25 protein-coding genes are annotated in these 22,220 nt (G+C 66.8%); all 25 read left to right on the forward strand.

Features of this window, described 5'->3' with window-relative positions:
* Positions 1-327: 327 nt before the first annotated feature.
* Complete coding sequence (rpoB, locus tag BLQ63_RS22660; RefSeq protein ID WP_091039808.1) at positions 328-3,759, forward strand: DNA-directed RNA polymerase subunit beta; 3,432 nt, start codon at positions 328-330, stop codon at positions 3,757-3,759.
* Positions 3,760-3,850: 91 nt separating this feature from the next.
* Positions 3,851-7,735: a DNA-directed RNA polymerase subunit beta' gene (locus BLQ63_RS22665; protein WP_091039809.1), complete on the forward strand. Its 3,885-nt coding sequence runs from the start codon at positions 3,851-3,853 to the stop codon at positions 7,733-7,735.
* A 431-nt stretch (positions 7,736-8,166) separates the two neighbouring features.
* Complete coding sequence (locus tag BLQ63_RS22670; protein ID WP_091039810.1) at positions 8,167-8,472, forward strand: hypothetical protein; 306 nt, start codon at positions 8,167-8,169, stop codon at positions 8,470-8,472.
* A gap of 624 nt (positions 8,473-9,096) precedes the next feature.
* A complete protein-coding gene (gene rpsL / locus BLQ63_RS22675) occupies positions 9,097-9,468 on the forward strand; it encodes a 30S ribosomal protein S12 (protein ID WP_091039811.1) in 372 nt (123 codons plus the stop codon).
* A 3-nt stretch (positions 9,469-9,471) separates the two neighbouring features.
* A complete protein-coding gene (gene rpsG, locus BLQ63_RS22680) occupies positions 9,472-9,942 on the forward strand; it encodes a 30S ribosomal protein S7 (protein WP_030155149.1) in 471 nt (156 codons plus the stop codon).
* A 72-nt stretch (positions 9,943-10,014) separates the two neighbouring features.
* Entirely contained in the window at positions 10,015-12,069 is a 2,055-nt protein-coding gene (fusA, locus tag BLQ63_RS22685; protein WP_218125447.1) for an elongation factor G, read from the forward strand.
* Between the two features lie 128 nt (positions 12,070-12,197).
* Complete coding sequence (gene tuf / locus BLQ63_RS22690) at positions 12,198-13,391, forward strand: elongation factor Tu (protein ID WP_091039813.1); 1,194 nt, start codon at positions 12,198-12,200, stop codon at positions 13,389-13,391.
* A gap of 451 nt (positions 13,392-13,842) precedes the next feature.
* Positions 13,843-14,151, forward strand: a complete 309-nt coding sequence (gene rpsJ, locus BLQ63_RS22695; RefSeq protein WP_026922761.1) for a 30S ribosomal protein S10 — start codon at positions 13,843-13,845, stop codon at positions 14,149-14,151.
* Between the two features lie 7 nt (positions 14,152-14,158).
* The gene (gene rplC / locus BLQ63_RS22700) at positions 14,159-14,806 is read left to right on the forward strand and encodes a 50S ribosomal protein L3 (RefSeq protein WP_091039814.1); all 648 of its coding nucleotides are present in this window, start codon (positions 14,159-14,161) and stop codon (positions 14,804-14,806) included.
* Positions 14,807-14,808: 2 nt separating this feature from the next.
* On the forward strand, positions 14,809-15,459 hold the full coding sequence (gene rplD, locus BLQ63_RS22705) for a 50S ribosomal protein L4 (RefSeq protein ID WP_091039815.1): 651 nt from the start codon (positions 14,809-14,811) through the stop codon (positions 15,457-15,459).
* Positions 15,456-15,770: a 50S ribosomal protein L23 gene (rplW, locus tag BLQ63_RS22710; protein ID WP_091039816.1), complete on the forward strand. Its 315-nt coding sequence runs from the start codon at positions 15,456-15,458 to the stop codon at positions 15,768-15,770. Before rplD ends, rplW begins: the two co-directional genes overlap by 4 nt.
* Before the next feature lie 10 nt (positions 15,771-15,780).
* Positions 15,781-16,623, forward strand: coding sequence for a 50S ribosomal protein L2 (gene rplB, locus BLQ63_RS22715; protein WP_091039817.1), 843 nt, complete (start codon positions 15,781-15,783; stop codon positions 16,621-16,623).
* Positions 16,624-16,626: 3 nt separating this feature from the next.
* Entirely contained in the window at positions 16,627-16,908 is a 282-nt protein-coding gene (gene rpsS / locus BLQ63_RS22720) for a 30S ribosomal protein S19 (protein WP_091039818.1), read from the forward strand.
* A gap of 37 nt (positions 16,909-16,945) precedes the next feature.
* A complete protein-coding gene (gene rplV / locus BLQ63_RS22725; RefSeq protein ID WP_091039819.1) occupies positions 16,946-17,410 on the forward strand; it encodes a 50S ribosomal protein L22 in 465 nt (154 codons plus the stop codon).
* Positions 17,410-18,219: a 30S ribosomal protein S3 gene (gene rpsC / locus BLQ63_RS22730; RefSeq protein ID WP_091039820.1), complete on the forward strand. Its 810-nt coding sequence runs from the start codon at positions 17,410-17,412 to the stop codon at positions 18,217-18,219. The genes rplV and rpsC overlap by 1 nt, the downstream gene beginning before the upstream one ends.
* Before the next feature lie 5 nt (positions 18,220-18,224).
* Positions 18,225-18,650, forward strand: coding sequence for a 50S ribosomal protein L16 (gene rplP, locus BLQ63_RS22735; protein WP_030155127.1), 426 nt, complete (start codon positions 18,225-18,227; stop codon positions 18,648-18,650).
* 2 nt (positions 18,651-18,652) lie between these two features.
* Positions 18,653-18,886: a 50S ribosomal protein L29 gene (gene rpmC / locus BLQ63_RS22740; RefSeq protein ID WP_091039821.1), complete on the forward strand. Its 234-nt coding sequence runs from the start codon at positions 18,653-18,655 to the stop codon at positions 18,884-18,886.
* Positions 18,883-19,152 carry a 30S ribosomal protein S17 gene (rpsQ, locus tag BLQ63_RS22745; RefSeq protein WP_091039822.1) on the forward strand — a complete coding sequence of 90 codons (270 nt, stop codon included), beginning with the start codon at positions 18,883-18,885 and terminating at the stop codon, positions 19,150-19,152. The genes rpmC and rpsQ overlap by 4 nt, the downstream gene beginning before the upstream one ends.
* Positions 19,153-19,164: 12 nt before the next feature.
* Positions 19,165-19,530 carry a 50S ribosomal protein L14 gene (gene rplN / locus BLQ63_RS22750; RefSeq protein ID WP_091039823.1) on the forward strand — a complete coding sequence of 122 codons (366 nt, stop codon included), beginning with the start codon at positions 19,165-19,167 and terminating at the stop codon, positions 19,528-19,530.
* A 3-nt stretch (positions 19,531-19,533) separates the two neighbouring features.
* On the forward strand, positions 19,534-19,848 hold the full coding sequence (gene rplX, locus BLQ63_RS22755; RefSeq protein WP_091039824.1) for a 50S ribosomal protein L24: 315 nt from the start codon (positions 19,534-19,536) through the stop codon (positions 19,846-19,848).
* The gene (gene rplE / locus BLQ63_RS22760; RefSeq protein ID WP_091039825.1) at positions 19,848-20,423 is read left to right on the forward strand and encodes a 50S ribosomal protein L5; all 576 of its coding nucleotides are present in this window, start codon (positions 19,848-19,850) and stop codon (positions 20,421-20,423) included. Before rplX ends, rplE begins: the two co-directional genes overlap by 1 nt.
* Positions 20,416-20,601 (forward strand): type Z 30S ribosomal protein S14, encoded by a 186-nt coding sequence (locus tag BLQ63_RS22765; protein ID WP_030155111.1) that lies wholly within the window; start codon positions 20,416-20,418, stop codon positions 20,599-20,601. Before rplE ends, BLQ63_RS22765 begins: the two co-directional genes overlap by 8 nt.
* 120 nt (positions 20,602-20,721) lie before the next feature.
* Entirely contained in the window at positions 20,722-21,129 is a 408-nt protein-coding gene (gene rpsH, locus BLQ63_RS22770; protein WP_091039826.1) for a 30S ribosomal protein S8, read from the forward strand.
* 15 nt (positions 21,130-21,144) lie between these two features.
* Positions 21,145-21,684: a 50S ribosomal protein L6 gene (gene rplF, locus BLQ63_RS22775; protein ID WP_091039827.1), complete on the forward strand. Its 540-nt coding sequence runs from the start codon at positions 21,145-21,147 to the stop codon at positions 21,682-21,684.
* Positions 21,684-22,079 (forward strand): 50S ribosomal protein L18, encoded by a 396-nt coding sequence (gene rplR, locus BLQ63_RS22780; RefSeq protein WP_091039828.1) that lies wholly within the window; start codon positions 21,684-21,686, stop codon positions 22,077-22,079. Before rplF ends, rplR begins: the two co-directional genes overlap by 1 nt.
* Positions 22,080-22,220 lie beyond the last annotated feature (141 nt).

Raw genomic sequence — 22,220 nt, forward strand, 5'->3', positions numbered from 1 at the left:
TGGCGCCTCGAGCAGTGATGACGAGGAGGAACTTCGGCAGCGGGAGAGATTGTCGTCACGACGTACCCCACCACCCCGTGGGGAAGTTGACAGTCTGCCGGAGTCTAGGCTAAGGTTCTAATTTGCGCTGCCTCCTTCACGCCTTCTTGACGCGGTGAGGGTCGTGGACGGTGGGGATTCCAGGCTTTCGACCGACGTTCAACGCCATGCTCGGCTTGCACGTCCAGTTCGGTGCCCGTTTCCGCCTGTTCTCGTCTATCCCGCATAGGTGCGGTGATGTGGCATGCGCCGGCCGTCGTAACAATCAGGTCCTCGGAAGGACGAATCTTGGCAGCTTCCCGCACTGGCAAGACCAGCTCCAGCAAGAGCAAGCACGCTCCTCGCCGTATCTCGTTCGGCAGGATCGAAGAGAAACTCGAAGTCCCGAACCTTCTGGCGCTCCAGACCGACTCGTTCGACTGGCTCGTCGGCAACGAGGCCTACCGCGCCCGTGTGGCCGAGGACGCCGTGAGCGGTCTCGACGAGATCCTCGACGAGATCAGCCCGATCGAGGACTTCTCGGGCACCATGAGCCTGTCCTTCTCCAATCCTCGCTTCGACGAGGTCAAGGCCCCCATCGAGGAGTGCCGGGAGAAGGACCTCACCTACTGCGCCCCGCTGTTCGTCACGGCGGAGTTCATCAACCACACCACCGGCGAGATCAAGAGCCAGACGGTATTCATGGGCGATTTCCCCATGATGACCCCGAAGGGCACCTTCATCATCAACGGCACCGAGCGCGTGGTCGTCTCGCAGCTGGTGCGTTCGCCGGGCGTGTACTTCTCCAAGGAGCCCGACAAGACCTCCGACCGCGACCTGACCAGTGCCAAGGTCATTCCCGGCCGCGGCGCCTGGCTCGAGTTCGACATCGACAAGCGCGAGACCGTCGGCGTGCGCGTGGACCGCAAGCGCCGCCAGGCCGTGACCGTGCTGCTCAAGGCGATCGGCTGGGACAACGACCGCATCCGCGAGCGCTTCGGCTGGTCCGAGCTCATGATGGCGACCCTCGAGAAGGACACCATCAACTCGCAGGACGAGGCCCTGCTCGACATCTACCGCAAGCTCCGCCCGGGCGAGCCGCCGACGAAGGACAACGCGCAGTCGCTGCTGGAGAACCTGTTCTTCAACAAGAAGCGCTACGACCTCGCCAAGGTCGGCCGGTACAAGGTCAACAAGAAGTTCGGCCTGGACTCGCCGATCTCGACCGGCGTGCTCACCGAGGACGACCTGGCCGCGACGATCGAGTTCATGCTGCGCCTGCACTCGGCCGAGCCGGGTTACGGCCCCGACGACATCGACCACTTCGGCAACCGCCGCCTGCGCACCGTGGGCGAGCTCATCCAGAACCAGATCCGGGTGGGCCTGTCGCGCATGGAGCGCGTCGTGCGCGAGCGCATGACGACGCAGGACGTCGAGGCGATCACGCCGCAGACCCTGATCAACATCCGCCCCGTGGTGGCCGCGATCAAGGAGTTCTTCGGCACCTCGCAGCTGTCGCAGTTCATGGACCAGGTCAACCCCATCGCGGGTCTGACCCACCGCCGCCGCCTGTCGGCGCTGGGCCCGGGCGGTCTCTCGCGAGACCGCGCCGCCATGGACGTCCGCGACGTGCACCCGTCGCACTACGGCCGCATGTGCCCGATCGAGACGCCCGAAGGCCCGAACATCGGCCTCATCGGCGCGATGTCGACCTTCGCCCGCGTCAACCCGTTCGGCTTCATCGAGACGCCGTACCGCAAGGTCGTCGACTCGAAGGTCACCGACGAGATCCAGTACCTGACGGCCGATGAAGAGGACCGCTTCACCATCGCGCAGGCGAACCAGCTGCTGCACGCCGACGGCTCGTTCCAGGACGCGCAGGTCCTGGCCCGCGGTCGCGGCGGCGAGGCCGAGCTCCTCACCGCCGACGAGATCGACTTCATGGACGTCTCGCCGCGCCAGATGACCTCGGTCGCGACCGCGCTGGTGCCGTTCCTGGAGCACGACGACGCGAACCGCGCCCTCATGGGCGCGAACATGCAGCGCCAGGCCGTGCCGCTGATCAAGACCGACTCGCCGCTGGTGGGCACGGGCATGGAGTTCCGCGCGGCGGTCGACGCCGGCGACGTGGTCGTGGCCGAGGCCGACGGCACCGTCGAGGACTCCAGCGCGGACTACATCACCATCGCGCAGGACAACGGCATGCGCCGGACCTACCTGCTGCACAAGTTCCGCCGCTCCAACGCGGGCTCGTGCATCAACCAGATCCCCCTCGTCACCGAGGGCGAGCGCGTCGAGGCCGGGCAGCCGATCGCCGACGGCCCGTCCACGGACAAGGGCGAGATGGCCCTGGGCAAGAACCTGCTCGTGGCGTTCACGACCTGGGAGGGCCAGAACTTCGAGGACGCGATCGTGCTGTCCTCGCGCCTGGTCGAAGAGGACGTGCTCACCTCGATCCACATCGACGAGCACGAGGTCGACGCCCGCGACACCAAGCTGGGCCCGGAGGAGATCACCCGCGACATCCCGAACGTCGGCGAGGAGATGCTCTCCGACCTGGACGACCGCGGGATCATCCGCATCGGTGCCGAGGTCGAGGACGGCGACATCCTCGTCGGGAAGGTCACGCCCAAGGGCGAGACCGAGCTGACCCCGGAGGAGCGCCTGCTGCGCGCGATCTTCGGCGAGAAGGCCCGCGAGGTCCGCGACACGTCCCTGAAGGTCCCGCACGGCGAGGCCGGCACGGTCATCGGCGTCCGCACGTTCGCGCGTGAGGACGGCGACGAGCTGAGCCCCGGCGTCAACGAGCTGGTCCGCGTCTACATCGCGCAGAAGCGCAAGATCGGCGTGGGCGACAAGCTCGCCGGCCGCCACGGCAACAAGGGCGTCATCTCGAAGGTCGTGCCGCAGGAGGACATGCCGTTCCTCCCCGACGGGACCCCGATCGACATCCTGCTCAACCCGCTGGGCGTGCCGGGCCGAATGAACATCGGCCAGGTACTGGAAGTCCACCTGGGCTGGGCGGCGAAGGCCGGCTGGAAGTTGGAGGGCTTCGACGAGGCCTGGCAGCAGGCCCTGCGGGCCATCGGCGCCGACGAGGCGCCGGCGGACTCGAAGGTCGGCACGCCGGTGTTCGACGGCGCCCACCCGGACGAGGTCCAGGGCGTTCTCGCGAGCACGCTCCCCAACCGCGACGGCGAGCGCATGGTCGCCCCCACGGGCAAGGCGCGTCTGTTCGACGGGCGTACGGGCGAGCCGTTCCCGGACCCGATCTCGGTCGGCTACATGTACATCCTGAAGCTCAACCACATGGTCGACGACAAGATCCACGCGCGTTCGACCGGTCCGTACTCGATGATCACCCAGCAGCCGCTCGGCGGCAAGGCCCAGTTCGGCGGCCAGCGCTTCGGTGAGATGGAGTGCTGGGCCATGCAGGCCTACGGCGCCGCTTACGCGCTGCAGGAGCTGCTGACGATCAAGTCCGACGACGTGGTCGGCCGCGTGAAGGTCTACGAGGCCATCGTCAAGGGCGAGAACGTGCCCGAACCGGGCATTCCGGAATCGTTCAAGGTGCTGCTGAAGGAGCTCCAGTCGCTCTGCCTCAACGTGGAGGTGCTGTCCGCAGACGGGCAGGCCATCCAGATGACGGAGAGCGACGACGAGGTCTTCCGCGCGGCCGAGGAGCTGGGGATCGACCTGTCCCACGAAGAGCCCTCGAGCGTGGACTTCGAAAGCGCCTGACGTCGAGTGAGGGCGGGTCCAGCCACGGCAAGACCCGCCCTCGCCAACGTCTCATCCAATCCTTAAGAACCACAAGGGGAAGAAGAGTTCAGTGCTCGACGTCAACTTCTTCGACAAGTTGAAGATCGGCCTCGCCACCGCGGAGGACATCCGACAGTGGTCTCACGGCGAGGTGAAGAAGCCCGAGACCATCAACTACCGGACCCTCAAGCCCGAGAAGGACGGCCTCTTCTGCGAGAAGATCTTCGGCCCGACCCGGGACTGGGAGTGCTACTGCGGCAAGTACAAGCGCATCCGGTTCAAGGGCATCATCTGTGAGCGCTGCGGCGTCGAGGTGACCCGCTCGAAGGTCCGCCGCGAGCGGATGGGCCACATCGAGCTCGCCGCCCCGGTGACGCACATCTGGTACTTCAAGGGCGTGCCCTCGCGCCTGGGCTACCTGTTGGACCTGGCGCCGAAGGACCTGGAGAAGGTCATCTACTTCGCGGCGTACGTCGTCACCGCGGTCGATGTGGAAGCGCGCCAGCGCGACCTGCCGACCCTGGAGAACGAGATCGTCGCCGAGAAGCGCCACTTGGAGCAGCAGCGCGACCACGCGATCGAGGAGCGCGCCTCGAAGCTCGAGGCCGACCTGGCCGAGCTGGAGGCCGAAGGCGCCCGCGCCGACGTCCGCCGCAAGGTCAAGGACGGCGGCGAGCGCGAGATGCGCCAGATCCGCGACAAGGCGCAGCGCGAGATCGACCGCCTCGACGAGGTCATGGACACCTTCCGCAAGCTCGACGTGCGCCAGCTCATCGGCGACGAGATGCTCTACCGGGAGCTCCAGCAGCGCTTCGGCGAGTACTACTCGGGCGGCATGGGCGCGGAGTCCATCAAGAACCTGCTGCAGAACCTGGACCTGGACGCCGAGGCGATCAGCCTGCGCGAGACCATCGCGACCGGCAAGGGCCAGAAGAAGCTGCGCGCGCTCAAGCGCCTGAAGGTCGTGGCCGCGTTCCAGGCCACCGGCAACTCGCCGCTGGGCATGGTCCTCGACTGCGTGCCGGTGATCCCGCCGGAGCTGCGCCCGATGGTGCAGCTCGACGGCGGCCGGTTCGCGACCTCGGACCTCAACGACCTGTACCGCCGGGTCATCAACCGCAACAACCGCCTCAAGCGGCTGATGGACCTCGGCGCGCCCGAGATCATCGTCGCGAACGAGAAGCGGATGCTGCAGGAGTCGGTCGACGCGCTGTTCGACAACGGCCGCCGCGGCCGCCCGGTCACGGGCCCCGGCAACCGTCCGCTCAAGTCGCTGTCCGACATGCTCAAGGGCAAGCAGGGCCGGTTCCGCCAGAACCTGCTCGGCAAGCGCGTGGACTACTCGGGCCGTTCGGTCATCGTGGTCGGCCCGCGCCTGAAGCTGCACCAGTGCGGTCTGCCCAAGCAGATGGCGCTCGAACTGTTCAAGCCGTTCGTGATGAAGCGCCTGGTGGACCTGAACCACGCGCAGAACATCAAGTCGGCCAAGCGCATGGTCGAGCGCGCGCGCCCGGTCGTGTGGGACGTGCTCGAAGAGGTCATCTCCGAGCACCCGGTCCTGCTCAACCGCGCGCCCACGCTGCACCGCCTCGGCATCCAGGCCTTCGAGCCCCAGCTGGTCGAGGGCAAGGCCATCCAGCTGCACCCGCTGGTGTGCACCGCCTTCAACGCCGACTTCGACGGCGACCAGATGGCCGTGCACGTCCCGCTGTCGGCCGAGGCCCAGGCCGAGGCCCGCATCCTGATGCTGGCGTCGAACAACATCCTCAAGCCCTCGGACGGCAAGCCGGTGGCCCTGCCCACGCAGGACCAGATCATCGGCCTGTACTACCTGACGCACCTCTCCGAAGGCCGCGTCGGCGAGGGCCGGGCGTTCTCGGACGTCGGCGAGGCGCAGATGGCGAAGGACCGCGGCGAACTGGACCTCCAGGCGCCCATCCGGATCCGTCTCGACGGCGTGCCGACGATCAACAACGGCCCGGGCGAGCCCTGGGTCGCGCCCGAGGAGTGGACTCCGGGCGAGCCGATGCTGGTCGAGACCACGCTGGGCCGGGTGTTCTTCAACGAGTGCCTGCCGCCGGACTTCGAGTTCGTGAACTACGAAGTCCGCAAGGGCCAGCTGTCGAACATCATCCACGACCTGTCCGAGCACTACTCGAAGGTGCAGCTGGGCGCCTGCCTGGACGCGCTGAAGTCCGCGGGCTTCAAGTGGGCCGGCTGGTCCGGTGTCACCATCGGCATCGAGGACGTCGTGGAGCCGGCGCACAAGGCCGAGATCCTCGAGAAGTACGAGGCGGACTCCGCCAAGATCGACAAGCAGTACATCCGCGGTCTGATGACGGCCGAGGAGCGCCGAGGCGAGCTGACGGAGATCTGGACCAAGGCCACGGCCGAGGTGCTGGACGACCTGAACGAGACGCTGCAGCCGGAGAACCCGCTGTGGCAGATGATCAACTCGGGCGCGCGAGGCAACATGCTGCAGCTGCGTCAGATCGCCGGCATGCGCGGCCTGGTGGCGAACCCGAAGGGCGAGATCATTCCGCGCCCGATCAAGTCCTCGCTGCGCGAGGGCCTGACGGTCCTGGAGTACTTCATCTCGACCCACGGTTCGCGAAAGGGCCTCGCCGACACCGCGCTGCGGACCGCCGACTCGGGTTACCTGACCCGTCGTCTGGTGGACGTGTCGCAGGACGTGATCATCCGCGAGGACGACTGCGGCACCGACCGCGCCCTGGACTTCCAGGTCGCCGTCGAGGTCGACGGCCGGTTCATCGAGTCCGACATCGCCGAGACCGGCGTCGACGCGCGGAACCTCGCCGACGACGTCGAGGTCGACGGCAAGGTCATCATGGAGCGCAACACGCCGTTGAACTCCGACCATGTCGCGCAGCTCGTCGCCGCGGGCGTCACCAACGTGAAGGTCCGCTCGGTCCTGACCTGCGAGTCCCGCCAGGGCGTCTGCGCGGCCTGCTACGGCCGTTCGATGCCCACGGGCGAGAAGGTCGACCTGGGCGAGGCCGTGGGCATCATCGCGGCCCAGTCCATCGGTGAGCCGGGCACCCAGCTGACGATGCGGACCTTCCACACCGGCGGTGTGGCGGGCGACGACATCACGCAGGGTCTGCCGCGTGTGCAGGAGGTCTTCGAGGCGCGTGTCCCCAAGGGCAAGGCGCCGATCGCGGAAGCGAGCGGCACCGTGCGCATCGAGGACGCCGAGAAGAGCCGGAAGATCATCATCACCCCGGACGACGGTTCCGAGGAGATCGTGGTCGAGAAGGTGCCGCGTCGTCTGCGCCTGCGCTTCGGCGACGGCGAGCACGTCGAGGTCGGCGAGAAGCTCGTCGAGGGCACCATCGACCCGCACGAGCTGCTGCGCGTGCTCGGTCCGCGGAAGGTCCAGCGCCACCTGGTGGAGCAGGTCCAGGACGTGTACCGCTCGCAGGGCGTGATGATCCACGACAAGCACATCGAGATCATCGTGCGCCAGATGCTCAAGCGGGTCACGATCATCGACTCGGGCACCTCGGAGTTCCTGCCGGGCTCCCTGGTCGACCGCCTGGAGTTCGAGGAGCAGAACCGCAAGATCCTCGCCGACGGCGGCGAGCCGGCCTCCGGCCGGCCGCAGCTGATGGGTATCACCAAGGCGTCCCTGGCGACCGAGTCGTGGCTGTCCGCGGCTTCGTTCCAGGAGACCACCCGGGTGCTCACCGAGGCCGCGATCTCCGGCAAGTCCGACTCGCTGGTCGGTCTGAAGGAGAACGTGATCCTGGGCAAGCTCATCCCGGCCGGTACCGGTATCGCCAAGTACCGCAACGTCTCGGTCGAGCCGACCGAGGAGGCGAAGGCGGCCGTGTACTCGCTGGGCGGGTACGAGGACACCACCGCGAACGCCTTCGCCTACGGCGGCGGCCCGGCGGTCAGCCTCGAGGACTCCTACGACCTGGGTTCCTTCTAGTCATCGAGACAGCCGATTCCCGACGGCATGAAGAAACCGGTGGGCCGGTGGCGCGAAAGCGCCACCGGCCCACCGGCGTTTCGGGGCCTCACCGACGTAGATGGGCCCGCAGCACTCACGACATCTTCGAGAACCCGTGATCGGCGGCGGCGCTCGGCGCCGCCGCTTTCATTCTTTCGGCTCTTCGGCGACAGCGCCCCACGGAGGTTCGTCTTCGAGGCCGTCTCCGATCGTGGATTCCCAGAGCGCGGCATCCCCGGAGGCGTACCACTCCTCCATCGCCGCCTGGTACTGATCGCCGAGTTCCTCTTCGCTCAGGTGTTTTGTGACGCGGTGATGTTCCCCCGCCGATCGGCCCGGGTCAACCCCAATAGGATGGACCGGTGGTTCAGGTGCAGCAGGGGGTTCGGCATCCGGAGGATCCGGAGCCGGTGGAGTCGACCAAGCTCGTGGCGGCGCGGTTGCTCGCCGGCGTGGGGGTCGCCCTCTCGCCCTTCGTGGGCGGCGCCATACCGGCGCTCATCGCCCTCATGCTCGCCCGCCAGGCCGAGGCCGACATCCGCGAGTCCGAAGGCTTCCTCCTCGGCGCCTCGCGACTCCCCTCGATCCGCCGGACCGCTTGGGCCGCTTTGGCAATCGCCGGCGCCGTCGTCATCGCGGGGCTCCTGGTCTGGGTCGTCGGGATCGCCCGCGCCGCCGGTGATCCGTCATACGGCGGCGACGTCGCCGTTTCATAACCGACGATCCAGGGAACTGCTGGTGAACAGGGACTCCTCCCGGCCTCCCCGCGCGGGAGCGTCCCATATCGCGAGCTAATATAGGCCACGGTGTGTCTACCGCACCGAATGAACAGGTCGGCGCCCCTCGCCTCGTACTCCGTGACACTGAACACGGATGCCTTGCGGGACGAAAACGGCTTTGACCCTGTTCGTTAGGCTAGGTAGGCTTCTCCCTTGCGCCTGGACACCGCTTTGAGCGGCATGGTGGCCCTGTCAACTCCGGCAGCTCGGTCCCCGTGAGAGCCAGGCCAGGTTGCGTGCCTGCAAGGCAGCGGAACTCCGGTTCCGTCGGCCGGCGTCACCGGCACGCATCCCTCGCACTGGGGGCTTCGTGAACATCGGCTCTGATAGCCGGTCCCGAGGGATTCGTTCACGAACGCGTCTGAACCTGCTCGACGGCGGACCTCGTCTGCCGCCTTGGCCGGTATGGGTCCGGAGAGACGCGACACGCCCGAACGCGGGGGACGGGATCTCAAGCTCCTGAGCTGGGCCGTTGTACGGCCCGATTCACGAGTGCGGGTGAACAGGTGACGCCGACAGTCAGGAATACGCAACCGTCGAGAGTTGAGGGGGGTCGGCTTAGTGCCAACCATCCAGCAGCTGGTCCGCAAAGGCCGCAAGGCCAAGACCAGCAAGAACAAGACGCCCGCGCTGAAGGGCAGCCCGCAGGCGCGCGGCGTGTGCACCCGTGTGTACACGACCACGCCCAAGAAGCCGAACTCGGCCATGCGCAAGGTCGCCCGCGTGCGGCTCATGAACGGCACCGAGGTCACCGCCTACATCCCCGGTGTGGGCCACAACCTGCAGGAGCACTCCATCGTGCTCGTGCGCGGCGGTCGTGTCCGCGACCTGCCCGGTGTCCGCTACAAGATCATCCGCGGCGCGCTCGACACCCAGGGTGTCCGCGACCGCAAGCAGGCCCGCAGCCGCTACGGCGCGAAGAAGGAGAAGTAAGCCATGCCGCGTAAAGGTCCCGCGCCGCGCCGGCCGCTTACCGCCGACCCGGTCTACAACTCGGTGCTCGTCACCCAGCTGATCAACAAGGTGCTCAAGGACGGCAAGCGCCGCCTCGCCGAGCGCATCGTCTACGAAGCGCTCGAGAACTGCCGCAAGAAGGCCGACTCGGACCCCGTGGTCATCCTCAAGCGCGCGCTCGACAACGTCAAGCCGACCCTCGAGGTCCGCTCCCGCCGCGTCGGCGGCGCGACCTACCAGGTCCCGGTCGACGTCCGCCCGCAGCGCGCCACCACCCTCGGTCTCCGCTGGCTCGTCGGCTACTCCCGTGACCGCCGCGAGAAGAGCATGGTCGAGCGTCTGACGAACGAGATCCTCGACGCTTCGAACGGCCTCGGCGCCGCGGTCAAGAAGCGTGAGGACACGCACAAGATGGCCGATTCCAACAAGGCATTCGCGCACTACCGCTGGTAGTCGCAGAGAGACTGAGAGATCGTGGCTAACAAAGCTAACGCGGCGCTCGCCAAGCTCCGCAACATCGGCATCATGGCCCACATCGACGCCGGCAAGACCACCACCACCGAGCGCATCCTGTACTACACGGGCGTGTCGCACAAGATCGGTGAGGTCCACGACGGCGCCGCCACGATGGACTGGATGGAGCAGGAGCAGGAGCGTGGTATCACCATCACCTCCGCCGCTACCAAGTGCGAGTGGGACGACCACATCATCCAGATCATCGACACGCCCGGCCACGTCGACTTCACCGTCGAGGTGGAGCGTTCCCTGCGCGTCCTCGACTCCGCCATCGCCGTCTACGACGGTGTCGCGGGCGTGGAGCCGCAGACCGAGAACGTGTGGCGCCAGGCGAACAAGTACGACGTTCCGCGCATGTGCTTCGTCAACAAGCTCGACCGCACCGGTGCGAACTTCTTCCGCTGCGTCGAGATGATGCAGGACCGGCTCAACTCCAACACCGCGGTGATCCAGCTCCCGATCGGGAACGAGGCCGACTTCATCGGCGTCGTCGACCTGGTCGAGATGCACGCCAAGGTGTGGCGCGGCGAGACCGGCCTCGGCGAGGAGTACACGGTCGAGGAGATTCCCGCGGACCTGGCCGACCAGGCCGCGGAGTACCGCGAGAAGCTCCTGGAAACCCTTTCGGACGTCGACGACGAGTTCGCCGAGCGCTTCCTGGAGGGCGAGGAGATCTCGTCCGCCGATGTGAAGGCCGCGATCCGCAAGGCCACGATCGCCAACCAGATCAACCCGGTCCTCTGCGGCACCGCGTTCAAGAACAAGGGCGTTCAGCCCCTGCTCGACGCGGTCGTGGACTACCTGCCGAGCCCGCTCGACGTGCCGGCGATCGAGGGGACCCTCACCGACAACGAGACCCCCGCCCAGCGTCACGCGGACGTCGAGGAGCCCTTCGCCGGTCTGGCCTTCAAGATCCAGACCGACAAGCACCTCGGCCGTCTCACCTACGTCCGGATCTACTCCGGCACGGTCTCCACCGGCACCCAGGTCGTCAACTCGACCAAGGGCCGCAAGGAGCGCGTCGGCAAGATCTACCAGATGCACGCGAACAAGCGCGAAGAGCGCTCGGACGCGCAGGCCGGCGACATCATCGCGGTGCAGGGCCTCAAGGCCACCACCACCGGTGACACGCTGAGCGACTCCGGTCAGCAGGTCATCCTCGAATCGATGATCTTCCCCGAGCCGGTCATCGACGTGGCCATCGAGCCGAAGTCGAAGGCCGACCAGGACAAGCTGGCCACCGCCATCCAGCGCCTCGCCGAAGAGGACCCGACCTTCCGGGTCAAGACCGACGAGGACTCCGGCCAGACGATCATCTCGGGCATGGGCGAGCTGCACCTCGACATCCTGGTCGACCGCATGAAGCGGGAGTTCAACGTCGAGGCCAACATCGGCAAGCCGCAGGTGGCCTACCGCGAGACGGTCACCCGGCGGATCGAGAAGGTCGAGTACCTGCACAAGAAGCAGACCGGCGGTTCCGGTCAGTTCGCGCGCGTGCTCGTCAACCTCGAGCCGCTGGAGATGAAGACGAACGAGGACCCGATCTTCGCGTTCGACGACAAGATCACCGGCGGCCGCATCCCGCGCGAGTACATCCCGTCGGTCAAGGCCGGCGCGGAGAGCGCGCTCGAGGACGGCGTCCTCGCGGGGTTCCCGCTGGTGGGCGTCAAGATGGAACTGATCGACGGTCAGTACCACGAGGTCGACTCCTCGGAGATGGCCTTCAAGATCGCCGGCCGCATGGCGCTCAAGGAAGCCGCCAAGCGCGCCCGCCCCGTGATCCTCGAGCCGATGATGTCCGTGGAGGTCATCTGCCCCGAGGACAACATGGGCGACGTGATCGGCGACATCAACTCCCGTCGTGGCATGGTCCAGGAGATGGGTGAACGGGGCAACGACCGCACGGTCAAGGCCGTCGTGCCGCTGTCCGAGATGTTCGGCTACGTCGGCGACCTCAGGTCGAAGACCGCCGGACGCGCGAACTACTCGATGCAGTTCGACACCTACGCCGAAGTCCCGGCGAACGTCGCCAAGGAGATCATCGCCAAGGCGACAGGCGAGTAAGCGTTTCGGGCGCCCAAGCCTGGGTGCCCGGCGCTGACCACCTGTTGCCAGCAGAGGCGCTGAGTTCCAACGCGACGCAATAGGTCAGATAAGTCAAACCAGATTTAACCAGTCCACAGGAGGACGAAGTGGCTAAGGAAAAGTTCGAGCGTAACAAGCCGCACGTGAACATCGGGACGCTCGGTCACGTCGACCACGGCAAGACCACGCTCACCGCGGCTATCACCAAGGTGCTGCACGACAAGTACCCGGACATCAACCCGTACACGCCGTTCGACGAGATCGACAACGCGCCGGAAGAGAAGCAGCGCGGCATCACGATCTCGATCTCCCACGTCGAGTACCAGACCGAGGCCCGGCACTACGCTCACGTCGACTGCCCCGGCCACGCCGACTACATCAAGAACATGATCACCGGCGCGGCCCAGATGGACGGCGCGATCCTGGTCGTGTCCGCCGCTGACGGCCCCATGCCGCAGACCCGCGAGCACGTCCTCCTCGCCCGCCAGGTCGGTGTCCCGTACATCGTCGTGGCGCTGAACAAGTCCGACATGGTCGACGACGAGGAGATCCTCGAGCTCGTCGAGATGGAGGTCCGCGAGCTGCTGTCCGACCAGAACTTCCCGGGCGACGACGCCCCGGTCGTTCAGGTCTCGGCCCTGGGCGCCCTCGAAGGCGAGCAGAAGTGGGTCGACGCCGTCGCCGAGCTGATGCAGGCCGTCGACGACTCCGTCCCGGAGCCCGAGCGCGAGATGGACAAGCCGTTCCTCATGCCGATCGAGGACGTCTTCACCATCACCGGCCGCGGCACGGTCATCACCGGCCGCGTCGAGCGCGGTGTGCTGCTCCCCAACGAGGAAGTCGAGATCGTCGGCATCCGCGAGGGCGCCATCCGCACCAAGGTCACCGCGATCGAGATGTTCCGCAAGACCCTCGACGACGCGCGCGCCGGTGAGAACGTGGGCCTCCTGCTCCGCGGCACCAAGCGCGAAGAGGTCGAGCGCGGCATGGTCGCCGTCAAGCCCGGCACCACGACCCCGCACACCGACTTCGAGGCGCAGGTCTACATCCTGTCCAAGGACGAGGGCGGGCGCCACACGCCGTTCTTCAACAACTACCGTCCGCAGTTCTACTTCCGGACGACCGACGTGACCGGCGTCGTGACCCTCCCCGAGGGCACCGAGATGGTCATGCCGGGCGACAACACCGACATGAAGGTCGAGCTCATCCAGCCGATCGCGATGGACGAGGGTCTCCTCTTCGCGATCCGCGAGGGCGGCCGCACCGTCGGATCCGGTCGAGTGACCAAGGTCCTCAAGTAAGACCGCACACCGGGGTGGCCCGCCGGAGCGAACCTGCGAGCTTCGCAGTTCGCGCAGCGTGGGCCACCCCGGTCTACTCGCGTCTCACGCCTGTCGCACCGTGACCGGCGATCCCCGCCCCAGGGCGGGGGAGACGCGGTGAGAAGCGCATACGCGTAACCTGTCCCACTGTTCCCCGACCCCAGCTTGCTGGGTCCACCGGGTACCAGGCATAATATTCAGGTTGCGTACGCTCCGGCGCGCCTTCATGGCATGCGCCGGTGCTCACGCCCGGCCCGCGGGCCCGAGTAGGCACTCGATTGTGCTGAGAGGGACCGTTTCATGGCGGGCAGGCGGGCGAGCCAAAGAGACCAAGGGGAAGGCACAACTGTGCCCAAGCCAGTCTCGAACTCGCGACACGCCCGACCGCGTGGAGCGGTCTGAACAGCCAATTTACGTTAGGTTAGGAATCATGGCGGGACAAAAGATCCGCATCAGGCTGAAGGCCTACGACCACGAGGTCGTGGACTCCTCGGCCCGCAAGATCGTGGAGACGGTCACTCGTACCGGTGCTGCCATCTCCGGCCCGGTGCCGTTGCCGACCGAGATCAACCGCTTCTGCGTCATCCGGTCGCCGCACAAGTACAAGGACTCGCGCGAGCACTTCGAGATGCGCACGCACAAGCGCCTCATCGACATCCTCGACCCGACCCCGAAGACGGTCGACTCGTTGATGCGCCTTGACCTCCCGGCCGGTGTCGACATCGAGATCAAGCTGTAGGGGACCAATGGACAGGCAGATCAAGGGAATCCTGGGCACCAAGCTCGGCATGACCCAGGTTTGGGACCAGAACGGCCGCGCCGTTCCCGTCACTGTGGTGCAGGCCGGCCCGAACGTGGTCACCCAGGTCCGCAAGCCCGACGTCGACGGCTACTCGGCCGTCCAACTGGGCTTCGGCGACATCAAACTCAAGAACGTCACCAAGCCGATCCAGGGCCACTTCGAGAAGGCCGGCGTCGCCCCGCGTCGCCACCTTGTCGAGCTGCGCACCGCGGACGCCGCCGACTACGACCTCGGCCAGACCGTCGAAGCCACCATCTTCGAATCCGGTCAGCTCGTGGACGTCACCGGCACCACCAAGGGCAAGGGCTTCGCCGGTGTGATGAAGCGCCACGGCTTCGGCGGTCTCCCCGCCAGCCACGGCGCGCACAAGGTCCACCGCGCCCCCGGGTCCATCGGCGGCTGCGCCACGCCCGGTCGCGTGTTCAAGGGCATGCGCATGGCCGGCCGCATGGGGCACAACCGCCACACGACGCAGAACCTGCGCATCCAGGCGGTCGACGCCGAGCGCGGGCTGCTGCTCATCGTGGGGGCCATCCCCGGCCCGAAGAACGGCCTGGTGCTCATCCGCACGGCAGTAAAGCAGGTGGCCTGATTATGAGCCTTGAAGTGAACGTGAAGAACGCCTCTGGTGAGGAGACCGGGAAGACCATCGCGCTTCCGGCGTCGATCTTCGACGTCGAGCCGAACATCCCGCTCATGCACCAGGTCGTCACGGCGCAGCTGGCCGCCGCCCGCTCGGGTTCGGCCAAGACCAAGACCCGCGGCGAAGTCCGCGGCGGCGGCAAGAAGCCGTACCGCCAGAAGGGCACCGGCCGCGCCCGCCAGGGCTCGATCCGCGCCCCGCAGTTCAACGGCGGCGGCGTCGTCCACGGCCCGCAGCCGCGCTCTTTCGCCGAGCGGACCCCCAAGAAGATGAAGGCGGCCGCTCTCGCGGGCGCCCTCACCGACCGGGCCCGCGGCGAGAACGTGCACGTCATCGACGCCTTCATCGAGGGCGACGCGCCCAAGACGAAGACCGCGCAGGCCGCTCTGGCCGCGATCACCGAGGCCTCCAAGGTCCTGGTGGTCCTCACGCGCGACGAGCAGACCGCGGCCCTGAGCCTGCGGAACCTGCCCGAGGTGCACCTGCTCCAGTGGGGTCAGGTCAACACCTACGACGTGCTCAACAACGAGGACATCGTGTTCAGCGAGGCCGCCATCGAGGCGTTCATCGCTGACCGGACTGAGCAGGAGGTCGCGGCGTGAGCGAAGTGACCGTCGCCGACCCGCGCGACATCATCATCAAGCCGGTCATCTCGGAGAAGACCTACACCCTCCTCGGCGAGGGCAAGTACACCTTCGAGGTCGACCCGCGCGCCAACAAGAGCCACATCAAGATCGCCGTCAAGGAGATCTTCGGTGTGGACGTCAAGAGCGTCAACACCCTGAACCGGGACGGCAAGCGCAAGCGCACCCGCACCGGCTGGGGACAGCGCAAGAGTGTCAAGCACGCGATCGTCACCGTGGAAGGCGACCCCGGTCGCCTGGGTGAGATCTTCGGCGGACAGATCTCGTAGGAGCTAGAGAATGGCTATTCGCAAGTACAAGCCGACGACGCCCGGGCGTCGCGGCTCCAGCGTCTCCGACTTCGCCGAGATCACCCGTTCGACCCCCGAGAAGTCGCTGCTGCGCCCGATCTCCAAGACCGGCGGCCGCAACAACTCGGGCAAGATCTCGACCCGACACCGCGGCGGCGGCCACAAGCGCCGCTACCGCGTGATCGACTTCCGTCGCCACGACAAGGACGGCGTGCCGGCGAAGGTCGCGCACATCGAGTACGACCCGAACCGCACCGCGAACATCGCACTGCTGCACTACGCGGACGGCGAGAAGCGCTACATCCTGGCCCCCAAGGGCATCAAGCAGGGTGACGTGATCGAGAACGGACCGGAAGCGGACATCAAGCCCGGCAACTCGCTGGAGCTGCGCCACATCCCGGTCGGTACGACGGTCCACGCGGTGGAGCTCAAGCCCGGCGGCGGCGCCGCTCTGGGCCGCTCGGCCGGCGCCTCGATCCAGCTGCTCGCCCGTGAAGGCAAGTACGCGCACCTGCGCATGCCCTCCGGTGAGATCCGCCTGGTCCAGGTGACCTGCCGCGCCTCCATCGGCGAGGTCGGCAACGCCGAGCAGGGCAACATCAACTGGGGCAAGGCCGGCCGCATGCGCTGGAAGGGCTGGCGCCCGACCGTCCGCGGTGTCGTCATGAACCCGGTCGACCACCCGCACGGTGGTGGCGAGGGCCGTACTTCCGGTGGTCGTCACCCGGTGAACCCGCAGGGCAAGCCCGAGGGTCGCACCAGGAAGAGGAACCACCCGAACGACCGGCTCATCGTCCGTCGTCGCAACGCCAACCGGAAGCGGGGGAAGTAGGCCATGGCTCGCAGCCTCAAGAAGGGCCCGTTCGTCGACGACCACCTGCAGAAGAAGGTGGACTCGGCGATCGAGACCAAGAGCAAGAACGTCATCAAGACCTGGTCGCGCCGCTCGACGATCACGCCCGACTTCATCGGGCTGACCTTCGGCGTGCACGACGGTCGCAAGCACGTTCCGGTCTACGTCACCGAGAACATGGTCGGGCACAAGCTCGGCGAGTTCGCGCCGACCCGCACGTTCCGCGGGCACGACAAGGACGACCGCAAGAGCCGGCGCCGCTAGGCCATGGGCTTTGAATACGAACGAAGGAATTAGAACGATGGCAACAGTGGAGCAGGAGGCTCCGAAGGCGCGCGCGTCGGCGCGGTACGTCCGCGTCGCACCTCGCAAGGCGCGCCGCGTCGTCGACCTCGTGCGTGGTCTGCCCGTGGACGAGGCCTTGACGACTCTCGAGTTCGCGCCTTTCAGCGCGGCCGAGATCGTGTACAAGGTCATCGCGTCGGCTCAGGCGAACGCCGAGAACAACCTCGGTCTGGACCCGGAGTCGCTCCTGGTGTCCGAGATCAAGGTCGACGAAGGCCCGACGATGCGCAGGTACCGCCCGCGCGCCCACGGCCGCGCCTACCGGATCAACAAGCGCACCAGCCACATCACCGTGGTGGTCGAGTCCGTCCAGGCCAAGCAGTCCGCCTCTCCCTCGGTTCGCCGGCCCAAGGCCGCCGCCCCGAAGCCGGTCGAGGCCGACGTGAAGTCCGAGAACGCTGAGAAGGAGGAGACCGCCTAATGGGTCAAAAAATCCACCCGCACGGGTACCGCCTCGGCATCAGCGCCGACTGGACCTCGCGTTGGTACGCCGACAAGGAGTACGCCGAGTACATCGGCGAGGACGTCAAGATCCGCCAGCTCATGACCAAGGGTCTCGAGCGCGCCGGCATCTCCAAGGTGGAGATCGAACGCACCCGCGAGCGGGTCCGCGTCGACATCCACACCGCCCGCCCGGGCATCGTCATCGGCCGTAAAGGCGCCGAGGCCGATCGCCTGCGCGGCAACCTGGAGAAGCTGACGGGCAAGCAGGTCCAGCTGAACATCATCGAGGTCAAGAACCCCGACGTCGATGCTCAGCTCGTGGCCCAGGGCGTCGCGGAGCAGCTGTCCAGCCGTGTGAACTTCCGTCGGGCGATGCGCAAGGCCATTCAGTCGGCCATGCGCAACCCCACCGTGAAGGGCATCAAGGTGCAGTGCTCGGGCCGCCTCGGCGGCGCCGAGATGAGCCGTTCGGAGCAGTACCGCGAGGGCCAGGTCCCGCTGCACACGCTGCGCGCGAACATCGACTACGGCCTGTTCGAGGCCGCCACGACCTTCGGCCGCATCGGCGTGAAGGTGTGGATCTACAAGGGTGAGGCCACGCTCAAGGAGCAGGCCGAGCAGGTGCAGCGTCGTCGCGACTCCGGTCCCGACCGCGGCGGCCGTGGTGGCCGCGGCGGTGCCGGCGGCGCCGCTCGCGGTGGTCGTGGCCGTGGTGGCCGCGCCGCCACCGCTCAGCCTGCCGAGGCCGCTGCCGCCGCGCCCGCCACTGAGAAGCAGGAGGGCTAAGCGACATGCTCATGCCACGGAAACCGCCGCGCGGTTACCGGAAGCCTCACGCTCCGAAGCGCAAGGGCAAGGCCACTCGCGGCACGAAGGTCTCCTTCGGCGAGTACGGCATCCAGGCGCTGGAGCACAGCTACGTGACCAACCGCCAGATCGAGTCCGCTCGTATCGCCATGACCCGCCACATCAAGCGTGGCGGCAAGGTCTGGATCACGATCTTCCCGGACCGTGCGATCACCAAGAAGCCGGCCGAGACCCGTCAGGGTTCCGGTAAGGGTTCGCCCGAGTACTGGGTGGCGAACGTCAAGCCGGGCCGGGTCATGTTCGAGCTCTCTTACCCGAGCGAGGAGACGGCCCACGAGGCACTGCAGCGTGCGATCCACAAGCTGCCGATGAAGTGCCGCATCGTCTCTCGTGAAGGGGCAGGTGAGTAGCCATGACCACTGGTATCGACACCGGTGAGCTGCGCGAGCTCAGCGACAAGGAACTCCAGTCGAAGCTGCTGGAGAAGAAGGAAGAGCTGTTCAACCTGCGGATCCGCAATGCCACGGGTCAGCTGGAGAACAATCACCAGCTGGGCCTGGTCCGCAAGGAGATCGCGCGGATCTACACCGTGATGAACGAGCGCCGGCTGGGCCTCAGCGCCGCGCCGGAGGAGGTTGAGAAGTGAGCGAGGAAACTCAGACTCGCGGACGGCGCAAGGTGCTCGAGGGCTTCGTCGTCGGCGACAAGATGGACAAGACCGCCGTCGTCGAGGTCGAAGACCGCAAGAAGCACGCGCTGTACGGCAAGGTCGTCAAGTCCAACAAGAAGTACAAGGCCCACGACGAGGCCAACGAGGCCGGCATCGGTGACCGCGTCTCCATCATGGAGACCCGTCCCCTGTCGAAGACCAAGCGTTGGCGCATCGTCGAGATCCTTGAGAAGGCCAAGTAGGGAGATCGGGACGTGATTCAGCAAGAGTCGCGGCTGAAGGTCGCTGACAACACCGGTGCGCGGGAGATCCTGTGCATCCGGGTGCTGGGCGGCTCGGGCCGACGCTATGCCGGTATCGGCGACACGATCGTGGCCTCCGTCAAGGATGCAACCCCGGGTGCCGGGGTGAAGAAGGGCGACGTCGTGAAGGCCGTCATCGTGCGGACGGTGAAGGAAACCCGCCGTCCCGACGGCACGTACATCAAGTTCGACGAGAACGCCGCCGTCCTCGTCAAGGACGGCGAACCGCGAGGGACCCGTATCTTCGGGCCGGTCGCCCGCGAACTGCGCGACAAGCAGTTCATGAAGATCATCTCCCTCGCACCGGAGGTGCTGTAAGAGATGAAGATCAAGAAGGGCGACCGAGTCCGCGTCATCGCGGGCAAGGACAAGGGCGCCGAAGGACTGGTGCTGGAGTCGTACCCCGACCGCGAGCGAGTGCTCGTCGAGGGCGTCAACCGCATCACCAAGCACACCAAGGCCGGGCAGACCGCCCGCGGCTCCAGGACCGGCGGCATCGTCGTCCAGGAGTCCGCGATCCACGTGTCCAACGTGCAGGTGCTCGACGCCGACAACCAGCCCACCCGCGTGGGCTACCGGTTCGGCGATGACGGCCGCAAGGTCCGCGTTTCGAAGCGGACGGGTAAGGACCTGTAATGACTGACGTTGCAGAAAAGGTCCAGCCGCGCCTGAAGGAGACTTACCGCTCCGAGATCCGGCCGCAGCTGCAGGACCAGTTCAAGTACGCCAACATCCACCAGATCCCCGGTCTGACGAAGATCGTGGTGAACATGGGTGTGGGCGAAGCCGCTCGCGACTCCAAGCTCATCAACGGGGCCCTGGCGGACCTGACCACGATCACAGGCCAGAAGCCGCTCGTGCGTCTGGCGAAGAAGTCGATCGCGCAGTTCAAGCTGCGCGAGGGCCAGGCGATCGGCGCGAAGGTCACCCTTCGCGGCGACCGCATGTGGGAGTTCCTCGACCGCCTCCTGGCGATCGCGCTGCCCCGCATCCGCGACTTCCGGGGTCTTTCGGACCAGCAGTTCGACGGCAACGGGAACTACACCTTCGGTCTGACCGAGCAGAGCGTGTTCCCCGAGATCGACCAGGACAAGATCGACCGGGTTCGCGGTATGGACATCACGCTGGTGACCACCGCGAAGACCGACGACGAAGGCCGGGCGTTCCTGAAGCTGCTCGGCTTCCCGTTCAAGGAGAACGACAATGGCTAAGAAAGCCCTCATCGCGAAGGCCAAGCGGAAGCCGAAGTTCGCCGTGCGCGCCTACACCCGCTGCCAGAAGTGCGGCCGGCCCAAGGCCGTCTACCGCAAGTTCGGCCTGTGCCGCGTCTGCGTGCGCGACATGGCCCACGCGGGTGAACTCCCGGGCGTCCACAAGGCTTCCTGGTAATCCGGGAGACCTGGACCATCAGGTCTCTTGGGTGACCCCAAGGCCCATAGCTCCGATCGCCACAGGCCCCGCCGCTCTCCATAAGGCGGGGAACCGGGGTGAGAAAGGTAAACAACGCTAATGACAATGACCGACCCGATCGCGGACATGCTCACCCGTCTGCGGAACGCCAACCAGGCATACCACGACACGCTGACGATGCCGCACTCCAAGATGAAGGCCTCCATCGCGGAGGTCCTCAAGCAGGAGGGCTACATCGCCTCATGGCGCGCCGAGGAGCCCGAGGAAGGCAAAGTCGGCAAGACCCTGGTCATCGACCTGAAGTTCGGCGAGCGCCGCGAGAGGTCCCTTGCGGGCCTGCGCCGCGTCTCGAAGCCGGGCCTGCGGGTCTACGCCAAGTCCACTGAGCTGCCGCGCGTCCTCGGCGGCCTGGGTGTGGCCATCGTGTCCACGTCCCAGGGCCTGCTGACGGACCGTCAGGCTCGCAAACGCGGCGTTGGCGGCGAAGTCATCGCCTACATCTGGTAGCAGGAGGGTATAAGCATGTCCCGCATTGGGAAGCAGCCGATTCTGGTGCCCTCCGGCGTCGACGTCAAGATCGACGGCGCGACGGTGACCGTGAAGGGCCCCAAGGGCCAGCTCAGCACTGAGCTGCCCGAGCCGATCGGCATCGAGAAGAACGAGGACGGGTCCTTCGATGTGACCCGTCCCAACGACGAGCGCAAGTCCCGGGCCCTGCACGGCCTGGCCCGCAGCCTCGTCAACAACATGGTCGTCGGCGTCTCGGAGGGCTACAAGAAGTCCCTCGAGATCAACGGCACCGGTTACCGGGCGCAGGCCAAGGGCAAGGGCGTGGAGATGAGCCTCGGCTTCTCCCACACCATCCAGGTGGACGCGCCGGAAGGCATCTCGTTCACCGTCGAGCGTCCGACCCTGCTGCACGTCGAGGGTATCGACAAGCAGCTCGTCGGCCAGGTCGCGGCGAACATTCGCCGACTGCGTCCGCCGGAGCCCTACAAGGGCAAGGGCGTCAAGTACGTCGACGAGCGCATCCGCCGCAAGGCCGGGAAGGCAGGTAAGTAATGGCGAGCAAACTGGAGCAGCGCCGCCCGTCCGGGTCGGTCTCCGAGCGCCGCCGGATCGGCAAGAACCGGCGTCACTTCCGTGGACGCAAGAAGATCACGGGCACGGCCTCGCAGCCGCGCCTGGCGATCTTCCGGTCCTCGAAGCACATCGTGGCCCAGGTCATCGACGACGTGCAGGGCCACACGCTGGCCGCCGCGTCGACGGTGGAGCCGGGTCTGCGCGCCTTCGAGGGCGACAAGACCGCCAAGGCCAAGGAAGTCGGCAAGCTGATCGCCGAGCGCGCCAAGGCCGCCGGCGTCGAGGCCGTGGTCTTCGACCGCGGCGGTGTCAAGTACCACGGCCGCGTCGCGGCCCTGGCCGACACCGCCCGCGACAGCGGTCTGAAGTTCTAGCCCGCTAGACGACGGAGAGCCGGAGGGGAGCATCGCTCCTCTCCGGCTTTTTACTACCCATCGGGCGCTTTACGGCTTTCGAGGGAATAGTGCGGATCACCGGGGGTCGGCCTTGCACCGCCGCGGGGCGTGGGCGAGTAT

It is taken from the genome of Glycomyces harbinensis, from assembly GCF_900101745.1.
Classification (GTDB): Bacteria; Actinomycetota; Actinomycetes; order Mycobacteriales; family Micromonosporaceae; genus Glycomyces; species Glycomyces harbinensis.